At 69.4% G+C, this 21,901-nt stretch carries 21 protein-coding genes; 13 read left to right on the forward strand and 8 right to left on the reverse strand.

All coding sequences use genetic code 11. The features are described 5' to 3' along the window. Nucleotides 1-212 precede the first annotated feature (212 nt). From rapZ to whiA, 3 genes are read left to right on the forward strand one after another with little or no spacing between them, the layout of a single operon-like run. Nucleotides 213-1,070: an RNase adapter RapZ gene (gene rapZ / locus DFR72_RS25760; protein ID WP_170176399.1), complete on the forward strand. Its 858-nt coding sequence runs from the start codon at nt 213-215 to the stop codon at nt 1,068-1,070. A gap of 5 nt (nt 1,071-1,075) precedes the next feature. Further along, on the forward strand, nt 1,076-2,044 hold the full coding sequence (locus DFR72_RS25765; RefSeq protein WP_090067117.1) for a gluconeogenesis factor YvcK family protein: 969 nt from the start codon (nt 1,076-1,078) through the stop codon (nt 2,042-2,044). Further along, nucleotides 2,035-3,021, forward strand: a complete 987-nt coding sequence (gene whiA, locus DFR72_RS25770) for a DNA-binding protein WhiA (RefSeq protein WP_030478101.1) — start codon at nt 2,035-2,037, stop codon at nt 3,019-3,021. Before DFR72_RS25765 ends, whiA begins: the two co-directional genes overlap by 10 nt. 82 nt (nt 3,022-3,103) lie before the next feature. On the opposite strand, the gene DFR72_RS25775 is transcribed toward whiA, so the two are convergent. Both DFR72_RS25775 and DFR72_RS25780 read right to left on the reverse strand, forming a co-directional pair. Continuing rightward, on the reverse strand, nt 3,104-5,170 hold the full coding sequence (locus tag DFR72_RS25775; RefSeq protein ID WP_090067017.1) for an acyltransferase family protein: 2,067 nt from the start codon (nt 5,168-5,170) through the stop codon (nt 3,104-3,106). Between the two features lie 143 nt (nt 5,171-5,313). Beyond that, a complete protein-coding gene (locus tag DFR72_RS25780) occupies nt 5,314-5,979 on the reverse strand; it encodes a helix-turn-helix transcriptional regulator (RefSeq protein ID WP_090067018.1) in 666 nt (221 codons plus the stop codon). A gap of 28 nt (nt 5,980-6,007) precedes the next feature. On the opposite strand from DFR72_RS25780, the gene DFR72_RS25785 reads away from it, so the two are divergent. The 6 genes from DFR72_RS25785 to DFR72_RS25810 all read left to right on the forward strand — a co-directional run bounded on the left by DFR72_RS25785 (nt 6,008) and on the right by DFR72_RS25810 (nt 10,345). After that, entirely contained in the window at nt 6,008-6,481 is a 474-nt protein-coding gene (locus DFR72_RS25785; protein ID WP_090067019.1) for a hypothetical protein, read from the forward strand. A gap of 115 nt (nt 6,482-6,596) precedes the next feature. Beyond that, nucleotides 6,597-7,601, forward strand: a complete 1,005-nt coding sequence (gene gap / locus DFR72_RS25790; protein WP_090013980.1) for a type I glyceraldehyde-3-phosphate dehydrogenase — start codon at nt 6,597-6,599, stop codon at nt 7,599-7,601. A gap of 17 nt (nt 7,602-7,618) precedes the next feature. After that, entirely contained in the window at nt 7,619-8,812 is a 1,194-nt protein-coding gene (locus DFR72_RS25795; RefSeq protein WP_177224575.1) for a phosphoglycerate kinase, read from the forward strand. After that, nucleotides 8,812-9,600 carry a triose-phosphate isomerase gene (gene tpiA / locus DFR72_RS25800; RefSeq protein ID WP_090067020.1) on the forward strand — a complete coding sequence of 263 codons (789 nt, stop codon included), beginning with the start codon at nt 8,812-8,814 and terminating at the stop codon, nt 9,598-9,600. The genes DFR72_RS25795 and tpiA overlap by 1 nt, the downstream gene beginning before the upstream one ends. Nucleotides 9,601-9,694: 94 nt before the next feature. Continuing rightward, on the forward strand, nt 9,695-9,934 hold the full coding sequence (secG, locus tag DFR72_RS25805; protein ID WP_089958273.1) for a preprotein translocase subunit SecG: 240 nt from the start codon (nt 9,695-9,697) through the stop codon (nt 9,932-9,934). A gap of 66 nt (nt 9,935-10,000) precedes the next feature. Next, nucleotides 10,001-10,345 (forward strand): RNA polymerase-binding protein RbpA, encoded by a 345-nt coding sequence (locus tag DFR72_RS25810; RefSeq protein WP_090067021.1) that lies wholly within the window; start codon nt 10,001-10,003, stop codon nt 10,343-10,345. Nucleotides 10,346-10,415: 70 nt separating this feature from the next. On the opposite strand, the gene DFR72_RS47140 is transcribed toward DFR72_RS25810, so the two are convergent. Beyond that, complete coding sequence (locus tag DFR72_RS47140; RefSeq protein ID WP_245983500.1) at nt 10,416-11,282, reverse strand: hypothetical protein; 867 nt, start codon at nt 11,280-11,282, stop codon at nt 10,416-10,418. 102 nt (nt 11,283-11,384) lie between these two features. On the opposite strand from DFR72_RS47140, the gene DFR72_RS25820 reads away from it, so the two are divergent. Beyond that, a complete protein-coding gene (locus DFR72_RS25820; protein WP_170176391.1) occupies nt 11,385-12,104 on the forward strand; it encodes a hypothetical protein in 720 nt (239 codons plus the stop codon). Further along, nucleotides 12,101-13,711 carry a serine/threonine-protein kinase gene (locus DFR72_RS25825; protein ID WP_245983502.1) on the forward strand — a complete coding sequence of 537 codons (1,611 nt, stop codon included), beginning with the start codon at nt 12,101-12,103 and terminating at the stop codon, nt 13,709-13,711. Before DFR72_RS25820 ends, DFR72_RS25825 begins: the two co-directional genes overlap by 4 nt. A gap of 27 nt (nt 13,712-13,738) precedes the next feature. Here the strand turns inward: DFR72_RS25825 and DFR72_RS25830 are convergent, their stop codons facing one another. The 3 genes from DFR72_RS25830 to DFR72_RS25840 form a co-directional block, all read right to left on the reverse strand. Then, nucleotides 13,739-14,995 carry a sensor histidine kinase gene (locus DFR72_RS25830; RefSeq protein WP_090067023.1) on the reverse strand — a complete coding sequence of 419 codons (1,257 nt, stop codon included), beginning with the start codon at nt 14,993-14,995 and terminating at the stop codon, nt 13,739-13,741. A gap of 132 nt (nt 14,996-15,127) precedes the next feature. Further along, nucleotides 15,128-15,757 (reverse strand): DUF4360 domain-containing protein, encoded by a 630-nt coding sequence (locus tag DFR72_RS25835; RefSeq protein WP_090067024.1) that lies wholly within the window; start codon nt 15,755-15,757, stop codon nt 15,128-15,130. 77 nt (nt 15,758-15,834) lie between these two features. Continuing rightward, nucleotides 15,835-16,371 (reverse strand): DUF4360 domain-containing protein, encoded by a 537-nt coding sequence (locus DFR72_RS25840; protein WP_245983503.1) that lies wholly within the window; start codon nt 16,369-16,371, stop codon nt 15,835-15,837. 283 nt (nt 16,372-16,654) lie between these two features. On the opposite strand from DFR72_RS25840, the gene DFR72_RS25845 reads away from it, so the two are divergent. After that, nucleotides 16,655-17,044: a response regulator gene (locus DFR72_RS25845; protein ID WP_170176392.1), complete on the forward strand. Its 390-nt coding sequence runs from the start codon at nt 16,655-16,657 to the stop codon at nt 17,042-17,044. Here DFR72_RS25845 and DFR72_RS25850 read toward each other — a convergent pair. Further along, nucleotides 17,032-19,926, reverse strand: a complete 2,895-nt coding sequence (locus DFR72_RS25850; RefSeq protein WP_090067027.1) for a substrate-binding domain-containing protein — start codon at nt 19,924-19,926, stop codon at nt 17,032-17,034. The genes DFR72_RS25845 and DFR72_RS25850 overlap by 13 nt on opposite strands. Before the next feature lie 117 nt (nt 19,927-20,043). On the opposite strand from DFR72_RS25850, the gene DFR72_RS25855 reads away from it, so the two are divergent. Continuing rightward, nucleotides 20,044-21,411, forward strand: a complete 1,368-nt coding sequence (locus DFR72_RS25855) for a hypothetical protein (protein WP_090067028.1) — start codon at nt 20,044-20,046, stop codon at nt 21,409-21,411. A gap of 4 nt (nt 21,412-21,415) precedes the next feature. On the opposite strand, the gene DFR72_RS45685 is transcribed toward DFR72_RS25855, so the two are convergent. After that, nucleotides 21,416-21,844: a GNAT family N-acetyltransferase gene (locus DFR72_RS45685; RefSeq protein ID WP_170176393.1), complete on the reverse strand. Its 429-nt coding sequence runs from the start codon at nt 21,842-21,844 to the stop codon at nt 21,416-21,418. Nucleotides 21,845-21,901 lie beyond the last annotated feature (57 nt).

The raw sequence follows: 21,901 nt of genomic DNA on the forward strand, positions 1-21,901 counted from the left end.
TCCGCGGACGGGGTGAGGATCGTGACCACGACCACGACTCGCCCCTGTCAACCACGGAACCTGCCGCACGCGAGGGCCGTTCCGGTGGAGACTCTCCCAGGGCGCGTCCGGTCGTGGCGCGGCCCAGCAACGAGCTCGCCCAAACGAGAGCGGCACAGTCGCGCTCATGAACAGGTAACGGAGTCGTAGTCGTGAACGCGGAGAAGTCCGGCATCGAAGTCGCCGTGGTGACCGGGCTGTCCGGTGCGGGCCGCAGCACCGCGGCCAAGTGCCTGGAGGACCTCGGCTGGTTCGTCGTGGACAACCTGCCCCCGGAACTCATCGCCACCATGGTCGAGCTCGGCGCCCAGGCGCGCGGGGCGATCACCAGGGTCGCGGTCGTCATGGACGTGCGCAGCCGCGCGTTCACGGAGGACCTGGCGTCCATCATCAAGGACCTGGACGCGCGTGGGTACAAGCCGCGCGTGCTGTTCCTCGAGGCCACCGACGCCGTGCTGATCCGGCGCTTCGAGGCGGTGCGGCGCGGTCACCCCATGCAGGGGGACGGGCGGCTGCAGGACGGCATCGAGGCCGAGCGGATCCTGCTGACGCCGCTCAAGCAGGAGGCCGACCTCGTCGTCGACACGTCCGCGCTGAGCATCCACCAGCTCCGGGCCAAGATCGAGGACACGTTCGGCACCGAGGCGGCCACCAGGACCAGGGTCACGGTGCTCAGCTTCGGGTACAAGTACGGGCTGCCGATGGACGCCGATCTCGTCATGGACGTGCGGTTCCTGCCGAACCCGTTCTGGATCCCGGAGCTGCGGGAGCAGACTGGGCTCGATGGTGAGGTGCGCAACTACGTGCTGTCCCAGGAGGGCGCGGACGAGTTCCTTGATCGGTACCACGAGTTGCTCAGGCTCATCGGTGCCGGTTATCGGCGTGAGGGCAAGCGCTACCTGACGCTCGCGATCGGCTGCACCGGCGGCAAGCACCGCAGCGTCGCACTGAGCGAAGAGCTGGCCGGGCGGCTGGCCAGCGAGGACGGCACGGCCGTGAAGGTCGTGCACAGGGATCTGGGACGTGAGTGACGAAGTTGAAAGCTGTTGCTTTGGGTGGCGGCCACGGGCTGCACGCGACGCTGAGTGCGTTGAGGCAGGTCACCGACGACGTGACGGCCGTGGTGACCGTCGCGGACGACGGTGGGTCTTCGGGGCGGCTCCGGCGTGAGCTGTCCGACCTGCTGCCGCCCGGTGACCTGCGCAAGGCCATGGCGGCGCTGGCCGGGGACGACGAGGCCAGCCGGCGGTGGACGTCGCTGTTCAAGCACCGCTTCGGCGGCACAGGGGCGCTCGCGGGGCACGCGGTCGGCAACCTGGTGATCGCCGGGCTGCTCGAGCAGCTCGGCGACCCCGTCGCGGTGCTCGACCTCACCGGCAGGCTGCTCGGAGTCAAGGGCCGGGTGCTGCCGATGTCGAACGATCCGCTCGACATCGAGGCGGACGTCGTCGGCCTCGACGAGGACGTGAAGGACGTGCGGCGGATCCGGGGGCAGGTCGCCATCGCGACCACGCCGGGGCTGGTGCGGCGCATCCGGTTGACTGCCCCGAACGGGCGACCTGCCGGCTGTCCGGAAGCAGTACAGGCTGTACTTGACGCCGATGTCGTGGTACTCGGGCCCGGATCGTGGTTCACCAGCGTCTTGCCGCATCTGCTGGTGCCCGAACTGCACGACGCGCTCGTGCACACACGGGCCAAGAAGGTGCTCGTGCTCAATCTCGTCCCCCAACCGGGTGAAACCGCTGGTTTCTCTCCGGAGCGGCATTTGGACGTAGTCTGCGAACACGCACCCGAGCTGAAGGTGGACGCGGTGATCGCCGACGTCGACTCGGTCCCCACCCCGGACCGGTTGACGCGAGCCGCCTCGGCACTGGGTGCGCGTACGCATCTGGCCAAGATCGCCGCACCGGACGCCGCAGAGCGGCATGATCCGGAGGCACTTGCCGGTTGCCTGAGGCAAGTGGTCGTGGAGACCGGAGTGGGAGGGACTGGCCAGTGGCGATGACGTCGGCGGTCAAGGACGAGCTGAGCAGGCTCGCGGTATCCAAGACCTGTTGCCGCCGCGCGGAGGTGTCCTCCCTGCTCAGGTTCGCCGGCGGCCTGCACATCGTGTCCGGCCGGGTCGTCGTCGAGGCCGAGCTCGACCTGGGTTCCGCGGCCCGCCGGCTGCTCAAGGAGATCCAGGCGCTCTACGGCCACCACGCCGAGGTGTTCACGATCCAGTCGAACGGCCTGCGCAAGGGCACCCGGTACGTCGTCCGCGTGGTCAAGGACGGCGAGGGTCTCGCCCGGCAGACCGGGCTGCTCGACCCGCGCGGCCGCCCGGTGCGCGGTCTGCCCGCCCCGGTCGTGTCCGGTGGCGTGTGCGACGCCGAAGCCGCGTGGCGCGGTGCCTTCCTGGCGCACGGCTCGCTGACCGAACCCGGTCGCAGCTCGTCGCTGGAGATCACCTGCCCCGGCCCCGAGGCGGCGCTCGCCCTGGTCGGCGCGGCCCGCAGGATGGGCATCTCGTCCAAGTCGCGCGAGGTCCGCGGGGCCGAACGCGTGGTGATAAGGGACGGCGACGCCATCGGGGCGATGCTGACCAAGCTCGGCGCGCACGACAGCGTGATGGCGTGGGAAGAGCGCCGCATGCGGCGTGAGGTCCGCGCGACCGCGAACAGGCTGGCGAACTTCGACGACGCGAACCTCCGCCGCTCGGCCCGCGCGGCAGTGGCGGCGGCCGCACGGGTCGCACGTGCGCTGGAGATCCTCGGCCCGGAGGCACCGGACCACCTGGCCGCCGCGGGGCAGCTGCGCCTCGCGCACCGCCAGGCGTCGCTGGAGGAGCTGGGCCAGCTGTCGGACCCGCAGATGACCAAGGACGCGGTGGCAGGCCGTATAAGGCGTCTGCTGGCCATGGCGGACAAGCGGGCCAAGGACCTGGGGCTGCCGGACACCGAGTCCGCGGTCACGGCGGAGATGCTCGAAGCAGAGGTCTAGGCGCTGTCCGCGGATCCCTCGGCCGTCACTGTCGCCCGACGGAATTGTCAGACACCACTAAGCCGCGCCCGGCCGGCTCGGGTCAGATCATCCCGAGCTGGCTGAGCAACGGCGTGGCGAGCGTGCGCGAGTACAGGTTCGTCACGTGGTTGTTGCGGTACACCACGACGTTGCCGACAACCGCCGGGCAGACGTCCTCACGGCAGTACCACGGCGTCAGGTCGACGATCTCGGCGCGGGGGAAGCCGGCCGCCGCCTCCACGAGGGGGTCGCCGGCACCGGTGAACGCCTCGGCGCGCGAGGTTCCGCAGTCGGCCGCGTTGCGGCGGTTGCGTTCCAGGCAGCGCGTGATCTGCTCGTCCGGCCGGGGCAGGTCCTTGATCACCGCGATCGGGATGCCCGCCGAGGTCAGCGCGGCCAGCATCTCCCGGTAGCCGCGCAGCATGTCCTCACGGGTGTTCCAGGTCCACTTGAGATCGTTCTCGTAGGCCTCGCGGCTCATGCCCGACAGCACCACGAGGTCCGGCTCGAGCGCCTTCACCCGCTCCAGCACCCCGAGGTTCTGCTCGGAGCAGACCGTGAACGGCCAGCCCGCCTCGGACGGCGGCACCGTGGTGAACGGGCAGCCGTTGCGGGTCATGGCCTTGACCTGCCACCGACCGCGGCCGGGACCTTCGGCGAAGTCGATCAGCGGGGTGCTGTACTGCGCCGCGTGCGAGTCGCCGAGCAGCACGACGGTCTTCTGCGCGGAGCTCTCACCCCACGAACACGCGTCGGCGGGGTGCGTCAGCAGGAAGACGTGGCATTCGGCGTCACCGCGGCCGCCGTAGGGGCCGTCCTCGTTCGCCACGGCCGGGTCGGGGACGAGCGGCACGCGCTCCGGGGCGGGCAGCGGGTCGCGCGGGTCGAACGCCATGGCGCCGGGGTGGTCGGCGTCCAGCACCGCGATGCTCGAGAGCCGGTCCAGCTCGCGCGTGGCGGCGTACCAGGGGACCGCGGCCGCGACCACGGAGACGACCACGAGCACCGCGCCGAACACGTAGGTGCCGCGGCGGCGGCCGAACCTGTTGCGGCGGAACGGGTCCTCGACGAACCGCTTGGACACCGCGGCGAGCGCGAGGCTCACCACCGCGGCGACGAGCATCTCCTTCTTCGACAGCTGCTCGTCGTAGCTCAGTTCGAGCAGCACGACGATGACCGGCCAGTGCCACAGGTACAGGCTGTAGGAGATGTCGCCCAGGTAGCGCACCGGACGAACTCCCAGCAGGCGTCCGAGCACCGTGTCCGTGGCGATCAGCATGGCCGCCGTGCCGAGCACCGGCACCGCCGCCACCCAGCCGGGGAACTGCAGGTCGGTCGTGTAGCAGACGGCGCTGAACGCCACGGCGGCGAAACCCAGCCAGCCGAGCAGTTCGCGGGCCGCGCGGCCGAGCGACACGCGGTGCAGCACCATCGCGGCCAGGCCGCCGATGCCGAGCTCCCACATGCGGGTCGGCGTCACGAAGTACGCGGCGCCGTGGTCGATGCGGGTGTAGACGACCGAGAACGCGAACGAAGCAACGGTCACCACGGCGATGGCCACCGCCGCGTACCGCACCGAGCGGCCGTCGAACCGGCGGGCGAGCGCGGCGGTCGCGATCAGCAGCAGGGGGATGACCAGGTAGAACTGCTCCTCGACGGCCAGCGACCAGTAGTGCTGCACCGGTGAGGCGCCGGCCGTGGCGTGCCCGTAGTCGTTGGACAGGAACGCGAGCAGCCAGTTCTGCGCGTTCAGCGCGGAGCCGACGACCTCACGCATGATCTTGGGCCACTGCGACTGGGGGAGCAGCAGCACGACGGCGGCGACGGTGGCGAGCAGCGTCACGGTCGCCGCGGGCAGCAGCCGGCGGATGCGGCGCGCGTAGAAATCGCGCAGGCTCACGGTGCCGGAGCGGCGCACCTCGCCGGTCAGCGTGCCGATGATCAGGAAGCCGGAGATGACGAAGAAGACGTCGACGCCGACGAAACCGCCCGGCAGCCACGCCGGCCGCAGGTGGTAGAGCAGCACCACGCCGACGGCGAGTGCGCGAAGGCCCTGGATGTCCCCTCTCAGGGAGTGCTGAGGGCGCTGCACCGCGTCGAGCGCCGCAGCCGGCCGCTCGGCGGACATCGTTGCCACAGATGACTCCTCGTGGAGGGTGCTGCGGAACGGTTCCGCGTTCGAGGCGCGCGATACTAACCCGATCAGGGCAACTGAAGTCCCAGTTGATGACTGATTGTGACCGAAGCGACCTGACCTGGGGTTTTAGTCGATCATGTGGACTGGCGGCCCGCCCAGACGGCGAGCTGGGACCGCGACCGCAGCCCCAGCTTGGACCGGGCGTGGGTGACGTGCCGGGCCACCGTGTGCGGTGAGATGCCGAGCCGCTGCCCGATCTGCCGGTTCGTCAGCCCCTCCGCCACCAGCGTCGCCACGTGGAGCCCGCGGGCGGAGATCAGCCCGTCGTCCCCGGTGTGCGGTTGCGCTGTCAGGGCGTAGGAAATGGCCTGCGCCAACGACATCCGCTCGCCGGTCGACTCCGCTGCGCGCAGGCGACCGGCCGCGATCCGCTCGCGGCGGACGGCCCGCGCCTCGTCCAGCAGGGCCTGCCAGTACGGCTCGGCGCGGAAGTCGTAGCGGGTGCGGACGGCGGAGGCGGACACGAGCAGCGACAGGGCTCGTTCGTCGTCGGAACCCACGCCGACCAGGCCCAGCGCCAGCCCTTCCAGATCGTGGTACTGGTCGATCGGGTGTTCGGAACCCACGTCGAGGCTCTCGCGGAACAGGCCGACCGCCTCGGCGTGGTTCCCGCGCGCCGGCGCGATCGCGCCCGCGGTGTGCAGGACCGGGTTCAGCACGTGCGGCAGGCCGATCAGCCGCGTCAGCGTCAGCGCCTCGCCGGCCAGCGCCGCCGCCCGGTCCGCGAAGCCGTTCTGCACCAGCGTCCAGCCGCAGGAGTTCAGCAGGATGGCGCGCGAGCTTGTCGTCCGACTCGTGCAGGAGCGCGGCGGCCTCGTCGAACAGCCGCCAGGCCCGTTCCGGGTCGCCGGTGTGGGCCTCGGCGGACGCGAGCACCTCCAGTCCGCGGGCCGTCGTGCCGGGGCGGCGGGTCTCGGTGCGTTCGATCGCCAGCGACTCCTCGGCGAACCGGCGGGTCACGTGCCAGCCGCCGCGCACCCGGTGGTGCATCGTCGCCAGGACCGCGAGAACGCTGCGGTACGCCTGCGACATCGGAAGGACAGGCCGGCGGACCCGGCGGCGCCGCTCGTGCCGCCGCAGGACAGGCCCGTCGTGGACGAGTGGCTCGCCCGCATCGCGGCCGTCGTCGGCAGGGACGTGGAGGAGACCGGTCCGGAGGCCTGCCGCACCGCGGCGGAGGTCGCGGAGGAGCTGAGCGCGTACCTCTGGACGCTCCGCGCGCCGTGCCGCCGAACGGCCTAGTCAGGGGCCGATTTTCTGGCTCGATCAAGAGATACTCACTATCCCTGTGACCAGGGACGCAGTTCGGCAGATAGGGTGGGCTTGTTCCTACCAAGCTGAACGCAAGGAGTCAGTCGTGACGGTTCGTGTAGGTGTCAACGGTTTCGGTCGGATCGGGCGCAATTTCTTCCGCGCCGTGAGGGCCGGCGGCCACGACATCGAGATCGTCGCGTTCAACGACCTCGGTGACGTCGCCACCATGGCCCACCTGCTGAAGTACGACAGCATCCTCGGTCGTCTGGACGCCGACGTGCAGGTCACCGACGAGGGCATCTCCGTCGACGGCAAGGTCATCAAGGCCCTCGCCGAGCGCGACCCGGGCAAGCTGCCCTGGAAGGACCTCGGCGTCGACGTCGTGGTCGAGTCGACCGGTTTCTTCACCGACGCCACCAAGGCCCGCTCGCACGTGGACGAGGGCGGCGCCAAGCGGGTCATCATCTCCGCGCCGGCCAAGAACGAGGACCTCACCGTCGTCATCGGCGCGAACGAGGAGAAGCTCGACGGTTCGCAGACGATCATCTCGAACGCGTCCTGCACCACGAACTGCCTCGCGCCGCTGGCCAAGGTGCTGAACGACAGCTTCGGCATCGAGCAGGGCCTCATGACCACGATCCACGCGTACACGCAGGACCAGAACCTGCAGGACGCGCCGCACAGCGACCTCCGCCGTGCCCGCGCCGCCGCGCTGAACATCGTCCCGACCTCCACGGGCGCCGCGAAGGCCATCGGCCTGGTGCTGCCGGAGCTCAAGGGCAAGCTCGACGGTTACGCGCTGCGCGTGCCGATCCCCACGGGCTCGGCCACCGACCTGACCGTCACGCTCAAGCGCGAGGTCACCGTCGACGAGGTCAACGCCGCGTACAAGGCCGCCGCCGAGGGCCCCCTGGCCGGCATCCTCAAGTACTCGACGGACCCGATCGTGTCGGCCGACATCGTCACCGACCCGCACTCGTGCATCTACGACGCGCCGCTGACCAAGGTCATCGGCAACCAGGTCAAGGTCGTCGGCTGGTACGACAACGAGTGGGGCTACTCCAACCGCCTCGCGGACCTGGTCAAGCTCGTCGCCTCCAAGATCTGAGCAGGGGCGGACAGTCAGTGAAGACTCTCAGCGACCTGCTCGCCGAGGGTGTCTCGGGTCGGCGCGTCCTGGTGCGCGCCGACCTGAACGTCCCCCTCGACGGAGACAAGATCACCGACGACGGCCGCGTGCGCGCGTCGGTGCCGACGATCAAGGCACTCGCCGACGCGGGTGCCCGCGTGATCGTCACCGCTCACCTCGGCCGCCCCAAGGGCGAGCCGGACCCCAAGTTCTCCCTCGCCCCGGCCGCGGCTCGCCTCGGTGAGCTGCTCGGCACCGAGGTCGCGCTCGCGAGCGACCTGGTCGGCCCGTCCGCCACGTCCGCGGTCGGCGCGCTCACCGACGGTGGCGTCGTGATGCTGGAGAACGTCCGCTTCGACGCCCGTGAGACCTCGAAGGACGACGCGGAGCGTGCGGCACTCGCCGACGAGCTGGCGTCGTTCGCGGACGCGTTCGTGTCCGACGGCTTCGGTGTCGTGCACCGCAAGCAGGCCTCGGTCTACGACGTGGCGCAGAAGCTGCCCGCGTACGTCGGCGGTCTCGTCGAGGCCGAGCTCAAGGTGCTCAAGAAGCTCACCGACGACCTGGAGCGCCCGTACGTCGTGGTGCTCGGCGGCGCGAAGGTGTCCGACAAGCTCGGCGTCATCGCGAACCTGCTGGCCAAGGTCGACCGGCTGCTCATCGGCGGCGGCATGGCGTACACGTTCCTCAAGGCCCAGGGCCACGAGGTCGGCACGTCGCTGCTGCAGTCCGACCAGCTCGACCAGGTGAAGGGCTTCCTGGTCGAGGCCGAGAAGCGCGGCGTCGAGCTCGTGCTGCCGGTCGACGTGCTGGTCACGGCCGAGTTCGGCAACGTCGAGCACGACGTCGTCGGCACCGACTCGATCCCCGCCGACAAGATGGGCCTCGACATCGGCCCGAAGTCGCGCGAGCTGTTCGCGTCGAAGCTCGCCGACGCCAGGACGGTGTTCTGGAACGGCCCGATGGGCGTCTTCGAGATCGAGACCTACGCCGGTGGCACCCGTGCCGTCGCCGAGGCGCTCGTGAAGTCCGAGGCGTTCACCGTCGTCGGCGGCGGTGACTCGGCTGCCGCGGTGCGTGCGCTGGGCCTGCCCGAGGACGGCTTCTCGCACATCTCCACTGGCGGCGGCGCCTCCCTCGAATACCTCGAGGGCAAGGAACTCCCCGGCATCAGCGTTTTGGAGTCCTGATGGCAGCCCGTCTCCCGCTCATCGCGGGCAACTGGAAGATGAACCTCAACCACCTCGAGGCGATCGGCCTCGTGCAGAAGATCGCCTTCTCCCTCCCGGAGAAGTACTTCGCCAAGGTCGAGGTCGCCGTTCTTCCCCCGTTCGTCGACATCCGCAGCATCCAGACGCTGGTCGACGGCGACAAGCTGCTGATCAAGTACGGCGCGCAGGACATCTCGCAGCACGACTCGGGCGCCTACACCGGTGAGGTGTCCGGCCCGATGATCAAGAAGCTCGGCTGCCACTACGTGGTCGTCGGGCACTCCGAGCGGCGCGAGTACCACGGCGAGACGGACGCCATCGTCAACGCCAAGGTCAAGGCCGCGCTGAAGGTCGAGGTCACCCCGATCTTCTGCTTCGGCGAGAAGCTCGACGTCCGCGAGGCGAAGGGTCACCTGGAGCTGGTTCGCCGGCAGCTGGAGGACGGCCTCAAGGGCTTCACGGCCGAGCAGGTCGCCAAGATCGTGTTCGCCTACGAGCCCGTGTGGGCCATCGGCACCGGTCGCACCGCGTCGTCCGCAGACGCGCAGGAGGTGTGCTCGCTGGTCCGCTCGTTCGTCGCGGAGAAGTACGGCGAGGAGACCGCGGCGGTCGTCCGGGTGCTCTACGGCGGTTCGGTGAAGTCGTCGAACATCGGTGACCTCATCGGGCAGAAGGACATCGACGGCGCTCTTGTCGGCGGTGCCAGCCTTCAGGCCGACGAATTCACCAAGCTGTGCGCATTGGCTGCCGGCGGGCCTCTACCCTAAGTTGATCTGGCTAAACCCATAACCCCACTGGTTGCACACGTTCGGCAGTCGAACAGGTACTCTATGGCGTCGGCTGCCTGACAGCGAGGAAGAAATGATCCTGTTCCTGCAGATCCTGTTGATCGTCTCCAGCGTGCTCCTGGTGCTGCTCGTGCTCTTGCACCGCGGCCGTGGTGGCGGCCTTTCCTCGCTGTTCGGCGGCGGTATGCAGTCGAGTCTGTCCGGGTCCTCCGTGGTCGAGAAGAACCTCGACCGCCTGACGCTCTTCGTCGGCGCGGTCTGGGTCATCGCCATCGTGGGCATCGGGCTGCTGATCAAGCTCCCCGGAGCCTGATCAACCGTTCAGCGGCAGAAGCCCTCCGGGGCTTGGGGTAACCACTTGGTGGGGGTGTAACGGTCGATGTCCGGTGGTAACGCGATTCGCGGTACCCGCGTCGGCGCAGGCCCGATGGGTGAGTCGGAGCGCGGCGAGTCCGCGCCTCGTCGTCGGGTGTCGTACTGGTGCGCGAACGGTCACGAGTCCCGGCCTTCCTTCGCGATGGAAGCGGATGTGCCGGAGAACTGGGACTGCCCGCGCTGCGGCCTGCCGGCAGGTCGTGACGAGCAGACGCCACCCGCGCCTCCGCGCAACGAGCCGTACAAGACGCACCTTGCGTACGTGAAGGAGCGGCGCTCCGACGCGGACGGCGAGGCGATCCTCGAAGAGGCTCTCGCCAAGCTGCGCCGCCAGCGCGAAGAGCCGTAAGGGCTCCGATCTTCGGTAATCACGCGAAAGGCCCCCTCTACTGCGGAGAGGGGGCCTTTCGCGTTTCCGCTTATCGCCTCAGGCCTGAGAACTGACGGCGCAGCATCGCGGCACCCACGAGCAAGAAGAACAACAGCACCACGAGCGTGCTGGTCGTGCCTTGCGACGAGCTCGACAGCGTCACGTCGACGTTGCCCACGAGCACGATGCCGCACTCCGCGCGCACCTTGTGGCGGCCGGGTTCGATGTTCGCGAACTTCACCGGGGACGTGAAGCCGCCGTTCTCGTCGGCCGTGGTCCGGCCGACGTCCTGGCCCAGCGACCTCAGCGTCACGTTCGCGCCCTTGGGGCAGCCGGTGCCGGTCGCGGTCAGGTCGTCGCCGGGCTGGATGTTGTCCTTGTCGAGGACCAGGACGCCGTCATCCGGGTTGGTCAGCGCGTCGGTCGTGGAGGAGGACGACGGGGTCGACGAGTCCGTGGTGGTGGTGGTCGTCGTGGTCGTCACCGGGGGAGTCGTGGTGGTCGTGACGACCGGGGGACGGGTCGTCACGGGCGGGTTGGTCACCGGCGGGTTCGTGACAGGCGGCTGCGTGGTGACGGGCGGCCGGGTCGTGGTGACCGGAGGCGGCGGAGTCACGGTGAACCTGCCGGTGGCGGACCGGCCGCACTCGTCGATCGCGGTGTAGCTGTAGGTGGCCGGCTTGGAGCCGGCGGGGATGGTCGCGGAGACGGAACCGGTTGACGCCCACGGTGCGGTGGCCAGTACGCTTCCCGCCCAGTTGATGCGCATCGTGCCCTTGCATCTGTAGAAGCCTGACCAGGTGAAGGTCGCGGTCGAGCCCGCGGGGCCGCTAGTCGGGTTCACGGTCACCGACGTCTGCTGCTGTGCGGCCGCAGGTGTGGCGACCAGCACCGTAACACCGGCTGCTACAGCCACGAGTAGACCTAAAGACCGCATTCCAACTCCCCGGATCGAACCTAAGGTGCGCTAGTGAGACGTCGCATGGCCGGTGCAGGTTTACTGCTGTGGTGCGGAATTATGCTGCTTCCCTCCGCGGCCTTCGCACAGGACGGGTCTGTGATCCTCGAGGCCGATGTGGACGGTAGGCCGGTTGGAGTAGGGAACCTGGTGCTGGACCCGTCGCAGACCGCCAAGGTCTCGGTCACGGTCCGCAACAACACGAACACCCTGCAGCGCGTGAAGACCGTGCGGATCAGCGGCACGGCGTTGGCGTTGACCTTCTTCGCTTACGACACAACGGTTCCGTTCGACGTGCCGGCGAAGTCCTCGGAGACCCGTTCGTTCCCGCTGGAGCCGACCGACCTCGGCTCGCAGGCGATCGGTCTCCTTCCGGTCACGGTCGAGGTCATCGACGTCCAGCGCGAGAGCATCGCGTCCGTCGAGACGACCGGTGACGTCCGAGGCTCGCTCTGGTCGGTCTACGGGGCGTTCGGGCTGGGCGTGCTCGTGCTGACGGCGTTGTCGTGGGCGGGGGCGCTGATCGCGCTGGCGCGCAGGAGGCTGCCCGCGAACCGGTGGCAGCGGGCCATGCGGTTCCTGCCCGCGGGCATCGGGACCGGGCTGATCGCGGTGATCTCGCTGTCGGTGCTGCGGCTGGTGGCGCCGTCGCCCACGGCCGAGATCCCGTTCATCATCGGCGCCGCGGCGGCCGCGTTCGTTCTCGGCTATGTGACACCGCATCCGGGCGAGAAGCCACCGTCCTCAATGGATGCGGATACCGTGAGGATTCAACGGTGACTCTGTCCAGTGTGGTCGCCGCCCTGCCGCAGTACGCCGTCGGCGACCAGATCGGCGAGGGCGGCATGGGTGTCGTCTACGGCGGCGTGCACCGTCAGCTGGGGCGTCCCGTGGCGATCAAACGGCTGCCGCACGCCGTGGCCGAGGACCCGCGGATGAGCGAGCGCTTCGAGCACGAGGCGCGGCTGCTGGCGCGCCTCGACCACCCGCACATCGTGCCGGTCTACGACTACGTCCGGCAGCAGGGCGAGCACCTGCTGGTGATGGAACGCCTCGACGGCGGCACTGTCTGGTCGCGGTTCGCCGGCGACGGCCTGACCGCGCAGCAGTCGTGCGGGATCGTGCTGGCGGCGCTGTCCGGGCTGCACGCGGCGCACGAGGCCGGCGTGCTGCACCTCGACGTGAAGCCCAAGAACCTGCTCTTCACCTCGAACGGCGTGGTGAAGGTGGCGGACTTCGGCATCTCCCAGGTGGTGTCGGAGGGCGCGACGCTCGTGACGCACGGCGGCGCGGTGCTCGGCACGCCCGCCTACATCGCGCCGGAACAGGCGATGGGCAACGCCCTGTCGCCCGCGGCCGACGTCTACGCGACCGGCACGATGCTCTACGAACTGCTCTGCGGCGACCTGCCGTTCGAACGCGGCGGCGGCCCGATCGCGATGATCCAGAAGCGGGTGTTCCAGGACCCGCGGCCGTTGCCGAACGTGCCGGAACCCCTGGCCGGCGTGGTGATGCGCAGCATCGCGCGGGAGCCCGACGCGCGCTACCGCAACGCCGAGACGTTCGCGATCGACCTGGCGGGCGCGGCGGGCCACCTGTTCGGTCCGGACTGGCTCGTGCGCCTGGGCATCCCCGTGCACCTCGCACCGCAGGTGTCGTCGTCGTCCACACGTCCGTCGCTGCGGCCCGTGCCGGAATGCGAGACGGTCACGCTCACGGGCCAGCGGATCCGGGCCACGCTGGTCGACCCGGTCCCCGCCGCGCGCCTGAGCGGCAGCAGCACGCTGGTGCCGGCCTCGCAGGTGATCAAGCCGCCGTCGACGCCGTGGGCGTTGTGGCTGGTGGCCGCACTCGCGTTGATCGCGATGGCCGTGGTCCCGTTCGTGGCGACCGGCACCCCGCCCACGACGATCGTCACGCAGGACCTCGCGAACCCCGTGAACGTCGAGGGCACGCATCTCGTCGTGACGGCGGCCGGGATTCCGCTCGCGGACGTGCCGCAGCGCACGCCCGAGGGGTTCGTGCTGCCGGGCGCGGCGCGGTGGATCATCGGCGGCGTCGTGACGGCCCAGGTGGACGAGCAGCCGCCGTTCCTGCTGGAGTCCAGCCAGACGCCGTGGCTGAGCCTCATGGGCACCGGCTCGGCGTTGCTGCTGCTGTTCACGTTCGCGTACCTGGAGTCGAACCTGCGGGCGTTGCGGCGGCGGCAGACCGGCATGGCGGCGGTGATCGCGTCGGTGCCGCTCGGTCTCGGCCTCGGCCTGGCCGTGTGGCTGCTGGTGTCGGTGCTGCTCAAGCACGAGCCGACGATGTCCGTCGCGCTCACCTGCGGTGTTCTCGGCGCGGCGGCGGCGTTGAGCGCGTCACTGGCCTCCAGGCGCGCCTGACCGCTTCCGAACGCGACGATCCACGCTTCAGTCGGTGATGACGCGTTCCCTCGGGAACGTCGCCGACACCAGGAAGCCGCCGTCCTCGGTCGGGCCCGCCGAGAACTCGCCACCGAGCAACGCGGCGCGCTCGCGCAGTCCGACCAGGCCGTGACCTCCGCTGGGCAGCGTCGACGACGGGCTGGACGCGGCCGTGTTGCGCACCTCGACCAGCACGTTGTCGTCGTACTGGGCGTCGATGAACACCGTCGCGCTCGCGCCCACGGCGTGCTTGCGGATGTTCGTCAGGGCCTCCTGCACCGTCCGGTAGACGGCGCCGGACACCGGTGCGGAGAGGTCCTCGACGGGACCCTTGAGCTGGATGCTGACCTCGAAGCCCGCGTCGGCGGCCAGTTCGGGCAGTTCGTCGAGGCTCGGCTGGGTGTCGTCCGTGGTGCGCAGGACGGACACGAGCTGCCGCAGTTCGTCGAGCGTGCGCGTCGACAACATGCGGATGGTGCCGGCGACCTGCTTGTGCTCGGCGTCGACCACCGACATGCGGAGCGCGCCGGCCTGCATCGCGATGAGGCTGACCTGGTGCGACACGACGTCGTGCATCTCGCGGGCGAGCTTTGCCCGTTCGTCGGCACGGATGGCGTGCGCGTGGAGCACACGTTCTCTCTCGCGTGACTCGGCCAGTTCGGAGATGCGGTCGGAGAGTTCCTGCCGCGCGTGCACCAGCAGGCCGATCGCGATCGGCAGGCCCGCCACCAGGAAGCCGTAGATCGCCGAGTGGAAGTGACCCGACGCGGGCCGTTCGATCAGCTCCTCGAACGGCCAGGCGACGAACCGGCAGAGCCACACCAGCGCGGCCGCGAGGCCCGTCTGCCAGCCGCCGATGTAGCGGCGGGCGACCGTGTAGAGGGCGATCATCGCGGCGAGCTGCGACCAGCCGACGAAGAAGCCGGGGATGGTCAGGACCAGCGTGAGGAACGGGAACCGGCGGCGCAGGACCAGCGCGCCGACCGCGAGCCAGTTGAGCCACAGCTGGTAGTTCTCGATCGGCGGGAGGTCCGTGATCGGGTCGGCTTCGAGCCACAACCCGTACAGCCAGACGTCGAGCGCCGCGAAGAAGATCAACGCGAGGTCGGCGAGGACCTGACGGTAGTCACCGCTGAGCGGCCAGCGCGAGCCGGCCGCAGTCGTCGCCGACCGTCTGGCCGGGAGCAGCGTCGTGGTCAGTATCCGACCTCCCCTGTGAGCCTTGCGATCCTCACCGTACTGCGCGTATGCGGCGGATGGCATTGGCTGCCCCTTTACCCCGACCTGCCCCGTCATGGGGGTAAGACGTCGTCACACGCGAATCTGTACGGCTGTCGGCTCACATATGTGCTACCGCACACGCTCGTGCGAGCGCGTGCGGTAGTCACAGCACTACTACGGGCATGTCTTCCAGCTGAACTGGTAGGTCGTGTCGATCGCACCGTCCGTGGAGTCCATCGACACGAAGCTGGTCGTCGTGGCCGTGTTGGACGAGCCGGGGTAGACGCGGAGCTCGGTGTTGATGTTGAAGTTCCGCTTCTCGCCGCACGGCGAGTAGACGATCGCCGCGACCTCGGTCTGGTCGGTGGCCTGCCAGCCGTCGCTGTGCGGGCCGTTGTACCGGTGTGAGGCCGAGTCGTTCTGCGACATGCCCTGGAAGTAGTAGTTGGCCTTCTGGACGGCGTACGCCCCGCGTTCGAGATGGGCGAACCCTCTGTAGTCGGCCTGGGCGATGCCGTAGGTGAAGCCCTGCGGGACGTTGACCCGCAGGTTGAGCTGGCAGTTCTTGCGGAAGTCGGTCGGCCGTGCGCCGACGCCGATCTGGGCCAGGTAGTCGCTGTAGGTGACCGTGAAGGCCTTGTTGTCCGGGGACACCGCGACGGCCGCCGTGCCCGCCGGGCAACCCGAGCCGTTGACGGTCACGACGTCGATGGTGATGTGGTCGGGCGGCGGCGTCTCGTTGGGCGCGCCGGGAGGGATGATGATGGCCGAGGTCAGCAGGGCAGCGGCAACCGCGTTGAGCATGAGGCACCTTTCCAAACGCGTCTCGCGGGGAGGGGTGGCGGCGGTTGGGCTCGGGTGGCGGCGGCCTTTTCAGGAAATCAGCAGCGCTTCCACGAGAAGTGGTGCAGCGTCCGCACTTCTCCGCGCTGGTAGTCCATGGTCATGAAACTGTTTGTATTGGCGTCCGAGGTACCCTTGTCGACGCGCAGGGCGCTGTTGACGTTGAGATTCTTCTTCTCGCCGCACGGGGCCCAGACGATCTCGGAGAACTCGGTCCGGTGGGTGATCGACCAGTTGTCGTCGAACGGCCCGTTGAACGTGTGCTTCCAGGTCGTGGTGGCCGATTGACCCTGGAAGTAGTAATTCACCGACTGGTGCCCGACGGCGCCGGGCCTGACGTACCCGTAGCCGCCGTAGGTCGCTTCGGCGATGCCGTACGAGAAGCCCTGCGGGACGTTGACCTGCAGGGTCAGCTGACAGTTCTTGCGGAACTCGGTCGCACCGGCACCCTTGCCCGCCTGGGCGAGGTAGTCGCTGTAGATCACCCAGAACGAGGTGTTGTCCGGTGAGACGATCACTTCGGCGGTGCCCTGTTTGCACCCGGAGCCGTTCACCGTCACCACGTCGATCGTCACGCGCTCCGAAGGAATCGTCGCGGCGTGCGCGGGTGCTGACGACAATGTGAACAGCACAGCCAGAGCGGCTGCTGCCGTCGCTTTACGCATGGAGTTGGCCTTTCCTGGTGCCTCTTTCTCAGCGTGGCGCGGCAGCGGTGCGCGAAGGTTAGCGCAGAGCCTCAACCAATGGTGTGATCCAAATGGCCCAGCTCACACTGATGGAGCAGTTCGTGAAGGATTGTCAAAAATAGACGGCGACCTGGTGCTGAGGACACGAATAGTTTCCGGCATACTTGCCCGCATGTCGCTGGCTGGGCTGGTGCTCGTCGTCGAGGACGAGGACCCCGTGCGTAGGTACACCGTGAGCCTGCTCGAGGAGCTGGGCTTCACCGTTCTGCAGGCCATCGACGGCACCGAGGCGATCGCGATCCTGCGCAGGCGGTCCACCGAGATCGACGCGATGCTGCTCGACCACAGCATGCCGGGCCTGTCCGGCGAGGAGGTGCTCGCGGAGCTCGAGCGCGAGGGCCTGACCGTGCCGGTGGTGCTGACCAGCGGGTACGACCGCAGGTCGCTGGAGCGGCGGTTCGCCGGGCACGAGATCGCCGACTACCTGCAGAAGCCGTTCCGGCTGGAGACGCTGGACGAGACGATCCGCGCCGTGCTCGCCAAGCGCGCTCAGGCGTCCTGAGTCAGCACTTCCCGGACGCGTTCGAGCAGCACGGACTCCACGTACGGCTTGGTGATCAGCACCTCGTCGTCGAGGACCTCGTCGGTCGTGTAGCCGGACATGTAGATCACGGCGGGCGCGGCACCGGTCGAGCGCAGCAGCCGGACGAGCTCCGGGCCGCCCATCTTCGGCATCACGACGTCGGTGAGCACGAGGTCGATGGTGCTGCGGTGCGCGGTGGCGAGCTGCAGCGCCTCCTGGCCGTCGCCCGCCTCGATCACCGCGTAGCCCGCGATCTCCAGCGACCGCCGGGTCATGACCCGCACCTGCGCGTCGTCCTCCACGAGCAGCACGGTGCCAGCGCCCTGATGTGTGGTGGGGCGGCGCGCGCACGGCGCTTCAGGCCTGCCGTCGCGGTCGTGCGGCACGGGCAGGTAGACCTCCACGGTCGTGCCCTCGCCCAGCGCGCTTCTCAGTTCGATCTGGCCGCCGGACTGCTGCACGATGCCGAACACCGTGGACAGGCCGAGACCCGTGCCCTTGCCGACCGGCTTGGTGGTGAAGTACGGCTCGAACACCTGCGCCTGCACGTCCGGGGCCATGCCGGCGCCGGTGTCCTGGACGCGCATGACGACGTACTCGCCGGGCCGCACGCCGACGATCCGCCCGGTGTCGCCGCCGCCGAGCTTCCCGTCCGCGATCGAGACCCTCAGCGTGCCGCCGTCGGGCATGGCGTCGCGGGAGTTGACCGCGAGGTTGAACAGGATCTGCTCGACCTGGCCCGCGTCCGCCCACACCCGGGCGACGTCGTCGGGCAGGTGCATCTCCAGTTCGATGTGGTCGCCGACGAGCGTGCGCAGCATCGAGTGGACCTGGGTGAGGTTGTGCTTGAGGTCCAGCGACTCCGGGTGCAGGACCTGCTGGCGGGTGAACGCGAGCAGTTGCCTCGTCAGGTTCGCGGCCCGTTCGCCGGCGTGCCTGATGTCCTCGATCGCCGTGCGCCTCGGATCGTCCTGGAGGGTGCGGCGCAGCAGCATCTCGCTGTTGCCGTTCACGACCGTGAGGATGTTGTTGAAGTCGTGCGCGATGCCACCGGTCAACCGGCCGATGGCCTCCATCTTCTGCGCGTGCCGCAACTGCGCCTCGGTCTCGCCGACGCGTTCTTCGAGCCGTGCGCGCGCGTCCTTCAGCTCCTGCATCAGCCTGATGCTGCGCAACGCGCTGCTGAGCTGCTGCTGCACGGCCTCGTAGATCCAGCCGGGCTCCGGGCCCTTCTCGAAGATCACGTACCCGAGGTGGTCCTCGTCGGTGTGCAGCGGGGCGATCAGGGCGTTGAACGGGGTGGTGCGCCGGAACTGGTACGGCGTCAGATTGATGGTGGGGAACGGGGTGTCCGGCGGGGTCATGAGCTCGCCGTGCTCGTACCGGACGAGCGCGCGCGCCGTGCCTGGAGTGTCGTACGCCATGACGTGGCAGCCGGGGATGGCGAGGCGGGGGAGTTCCTCAGCCAGTGCGCTCGTCAGCTCGTCCACGTCCCGTGACGCGATGAGCCGTTGCCCTGCTTCACGCACTGTCTGGTCGTGACGCTCGTGCGACAGGTATTTGAACCGTGCGTCCGCGGCGAACGCATCGCCCAGGAGCAACTGCACGCGCAGCCACAGGTCGTTGATGATCGTCGCGTCGCTGATGCGGGCCGTCACGAACCGATGCAGGTCGAACAGCGGTGGCCACCACTGCGCCGGTTCGCACCCGGCGCGCGCGCTCCCGCGGATGTACTCGGCCAGCAGCTGCAGGAACTCCGCGCCCTCGACCTCGCCGCGGCCTGCCGCCATGAGCTCGACGACCAGCTGCTCGGCCCACCCCTCCGGCAGCTTCGCGGCGGGTTGCCCGAGCGAGTCGCGCAGGTGGTCGGCCACGGTGGACGCGGTCGCGGACTCGTTGATGCTCAGCCGGTCGTGCGCGGGCGCGTGGTCGCCGAGCCCGGACGGCAGGCAGCCGCACGACCGGCGCACGATCAGCTCGGTCGGCATGGTCTGCCGCTGGCGCGTGGGCTCGCCCCTCACCAGCGCCACCGCGAGCTCGGCCGCCCGGAACCCCATCTCGTGGAACGGCGCCCTGACAGTGGTGAACGCCGGCGTCGCCGCGTCGGCGTGCACCTCGCGCCGCACCCTCGCCGCCGGACTTCCCGTGCCGAAGCCGAGGTCGTGCGTGCGGACGTTCGTGTGGTTGCCGTACCCGACGACGGCGACGTCCTCCGGCGTGCGGAAACCCAGCTCCTCCAGCGCGGACACGACCCCGATCGCGTAGTCGTCGTTCGCGGCGGCGATGGCGTCCGGCGGTTCCTCGATCCGCGCGAGCATCTTGCGCACGGCCTCGGCGGCGCGGTTGGGTTCCCAGATGAACGAACCGGGCATCGTGACGAGCGAGGGGTCGAACGGGATTCCGTGGTTGCGCAACGAATCCGCGTAGCCCAGGAACCGCTCTCGGGCGCCCGCATGCGTTTGGGGCCCCCGGACGAACGCGATCCGGCGCTTGCCGTGCACCTCGACGAGGTGGTCGACGGCCTGCTTCATGCCGTCACGGTTGTCCATCGAGATCGTTGGCCACTGGGCAAGGCCTGTCTCCACGCTCACGATGGGCATGGGCGCGTACCGCTTCACGTACTCCTGCATGCCATCGGAGCCGATGAGCTGCCCCACGCGCGTAGTCCACACCACGAGTGCATCGATGCGGTTCGGCGAAATGAGGTCGTAGACCGTGTTCGCACGACGCTTGAGCGGATCGGGATGATCGAGTTCACTGCCCACGAAGCACACGAGGTCGCACCCGAGGCGCTGAGCCCCGTCGCTGACACCACGCCACTGCTCGCCCGCGAGCTCGATGAGCGGGCCAGCGGTGATCATCCCGATGGTGGGACGTCGCTTCGCACTGCCGTTTGCCACAAAACCCCCGCTACTCAACGCGATTGGGGATGATACGCGTTGTCGGGGGGAATGCCTGCCGTGTTACCAGGGAGATTGGTGAACGCTGTACTGGAGGGCCTGGCGTCGAACCCCGCGCTGCCCGGCTACCTGCTCGACCGCCTGGTCACCCGCCCCGGCCTGGCCGCCGAACTGGCCGATCGCGCAGACCTGACACCGGAGCACGTGCGCGCGCTGCTCGCACACGGCGACTCCATGGCCGTGCACCGGCTGCTGGAGAACGGGAAGGTCACTCCGGCGGACGTACCGATCGCGAATGAATCGGTGGCCCTGGTGCTGACCGGCCGCCCCGACGCCGACCCCGCCCTGACCCGCGCACTCGCGTTCCACCCGGACCCTTCAGTCCGCGCTCGCCTGCCCGAATCGGCCTGCTCCCTGCCCGCCGACGTGGTCGCCCTGCTGGCCCGCGACCCCGAGCCGGAGGTGGTGGCCGAACTGGTGCTGTTCCACGCCCTGCCGCCCACCCTGGCCGAGTCGCTGAGCCGCCACCCGAGCCCCGACGTGCTGCGCGCACTGGCTTCCAGCCCGCACACACCCGCCTCGGTGCTGGCACGACTCCCGTCCGGCACCCTGGCCCGCGAACTGGCGGCGAACCCCGCGACCCCGCCCGCCGCGGCGGCGGACCTGTTGCCGCACCACGCGTCCCGCTACTTCCTGGCCGGACGCCCGGACCTGCCTGCCGGCGTCTACGAACAGCTCGCCTCGGAACTCGAACCCGGCATCCTGTCGCACCTGGCCGCGAACCCGGCCGTCCCCGTTCCGGTCCTGCGCCAGCTCACCGGAACCCGCGCCCTGCGCCGCGTGCTCCTGCGCAACCCGGCGATCCCGCTCGACCTGCTGGAGGACCTGGCCCCGGCCGCGCGCATCGGCCCGGATCTGGTCCCTCGCATCGCTTCCGCGTCTCCCGCAGAGCTTCGGGCTTTGGCTGCGTCTCCTGTCGCGCAGGTTCGGATGATGGTGGCGGCGCGTGCGGATCTGCCGCCGGACCTCTTCACTTGCCTGGTGCTGGACGACGATCCGGGCGTTGCCGGTGCCGTGGTGGTTCATCCCCTGGTGACTGTGCCGCAGTTGTGGGAGCTGGCTTCGCGGCACGGGTCTCGGCTTTACCCGCGGGTCGCGTCGAACCCGTTGTGTCCTGCGGAGTTGTTGCACCACATGGTTTTGCGGGCTGCTTCGGTTCGGGAGACCTGCCGGGTCGTCGCGCGGCATCCGTGTGCTTCGGGGGAGACCTTGGTGCTGTGTTCGGAGGATGCTCAGGCTCGGCACTTCGCGGCTGCGCATCCGCACCTGCCGGTGCCGGTGGTCGTGGAGTTGCTGGGGAGTGAGTTCACGGCCGGGGCCGCGGCGGCCAACCCGTCTTTGCCGGTGCGGGTGATGGAGGAGTTGGTGGACGGGGCCGGGGAGTGAGCGGTTACCACCACTTGATCAGATTGGTCTGCTCCTTGCGGACCGTGTACCCGTTGGCCGCGTAGAACTCCCGCGCGTGCACCCGGTTCGCCCCGGTCACGAGCCGCACCCCGAAGGCACCGTCGGCCCGCGCCCACTCCTCGCCGGCGGCCAGCAGGGCCTTGCCTGCGCCCCGGCGCTGGTGCCGCGGAGAGATGGCCAGCGTGATCAGGTTCTTCAGCGGGTGGTGATAGGTGTTCTCGTAGTCGCTGAGCTGGATGTAGCCCAGCACGTCGGCGCCGTCGACGGCCACGAGCAGCAGTACGTTGGGCGCCTTGATGATGCGTTCCAGCTGAGCCTGCGTGCCGGGCAGTGGAAACTCGTAGCCCAGCGCTTCGCGGTTGATCTGCTGGATCGCCGGCGCGTCTTCGGCCAGCACGTCCCGGATGTGCAACTCGACCCCCCTCGGTTGACCTCCCCAGCCAACCACACCCAGGCAGGGCGCGGATGC

The organism is Lentzea flaviverrucosa (assembly GCF_003350445.1).
GTDB lineage: Bacteria > Actinomycetota > Actinomycetes > Mycobacteriales > Pseudonocardiaceae > Lentzea > Lentzea californiensis.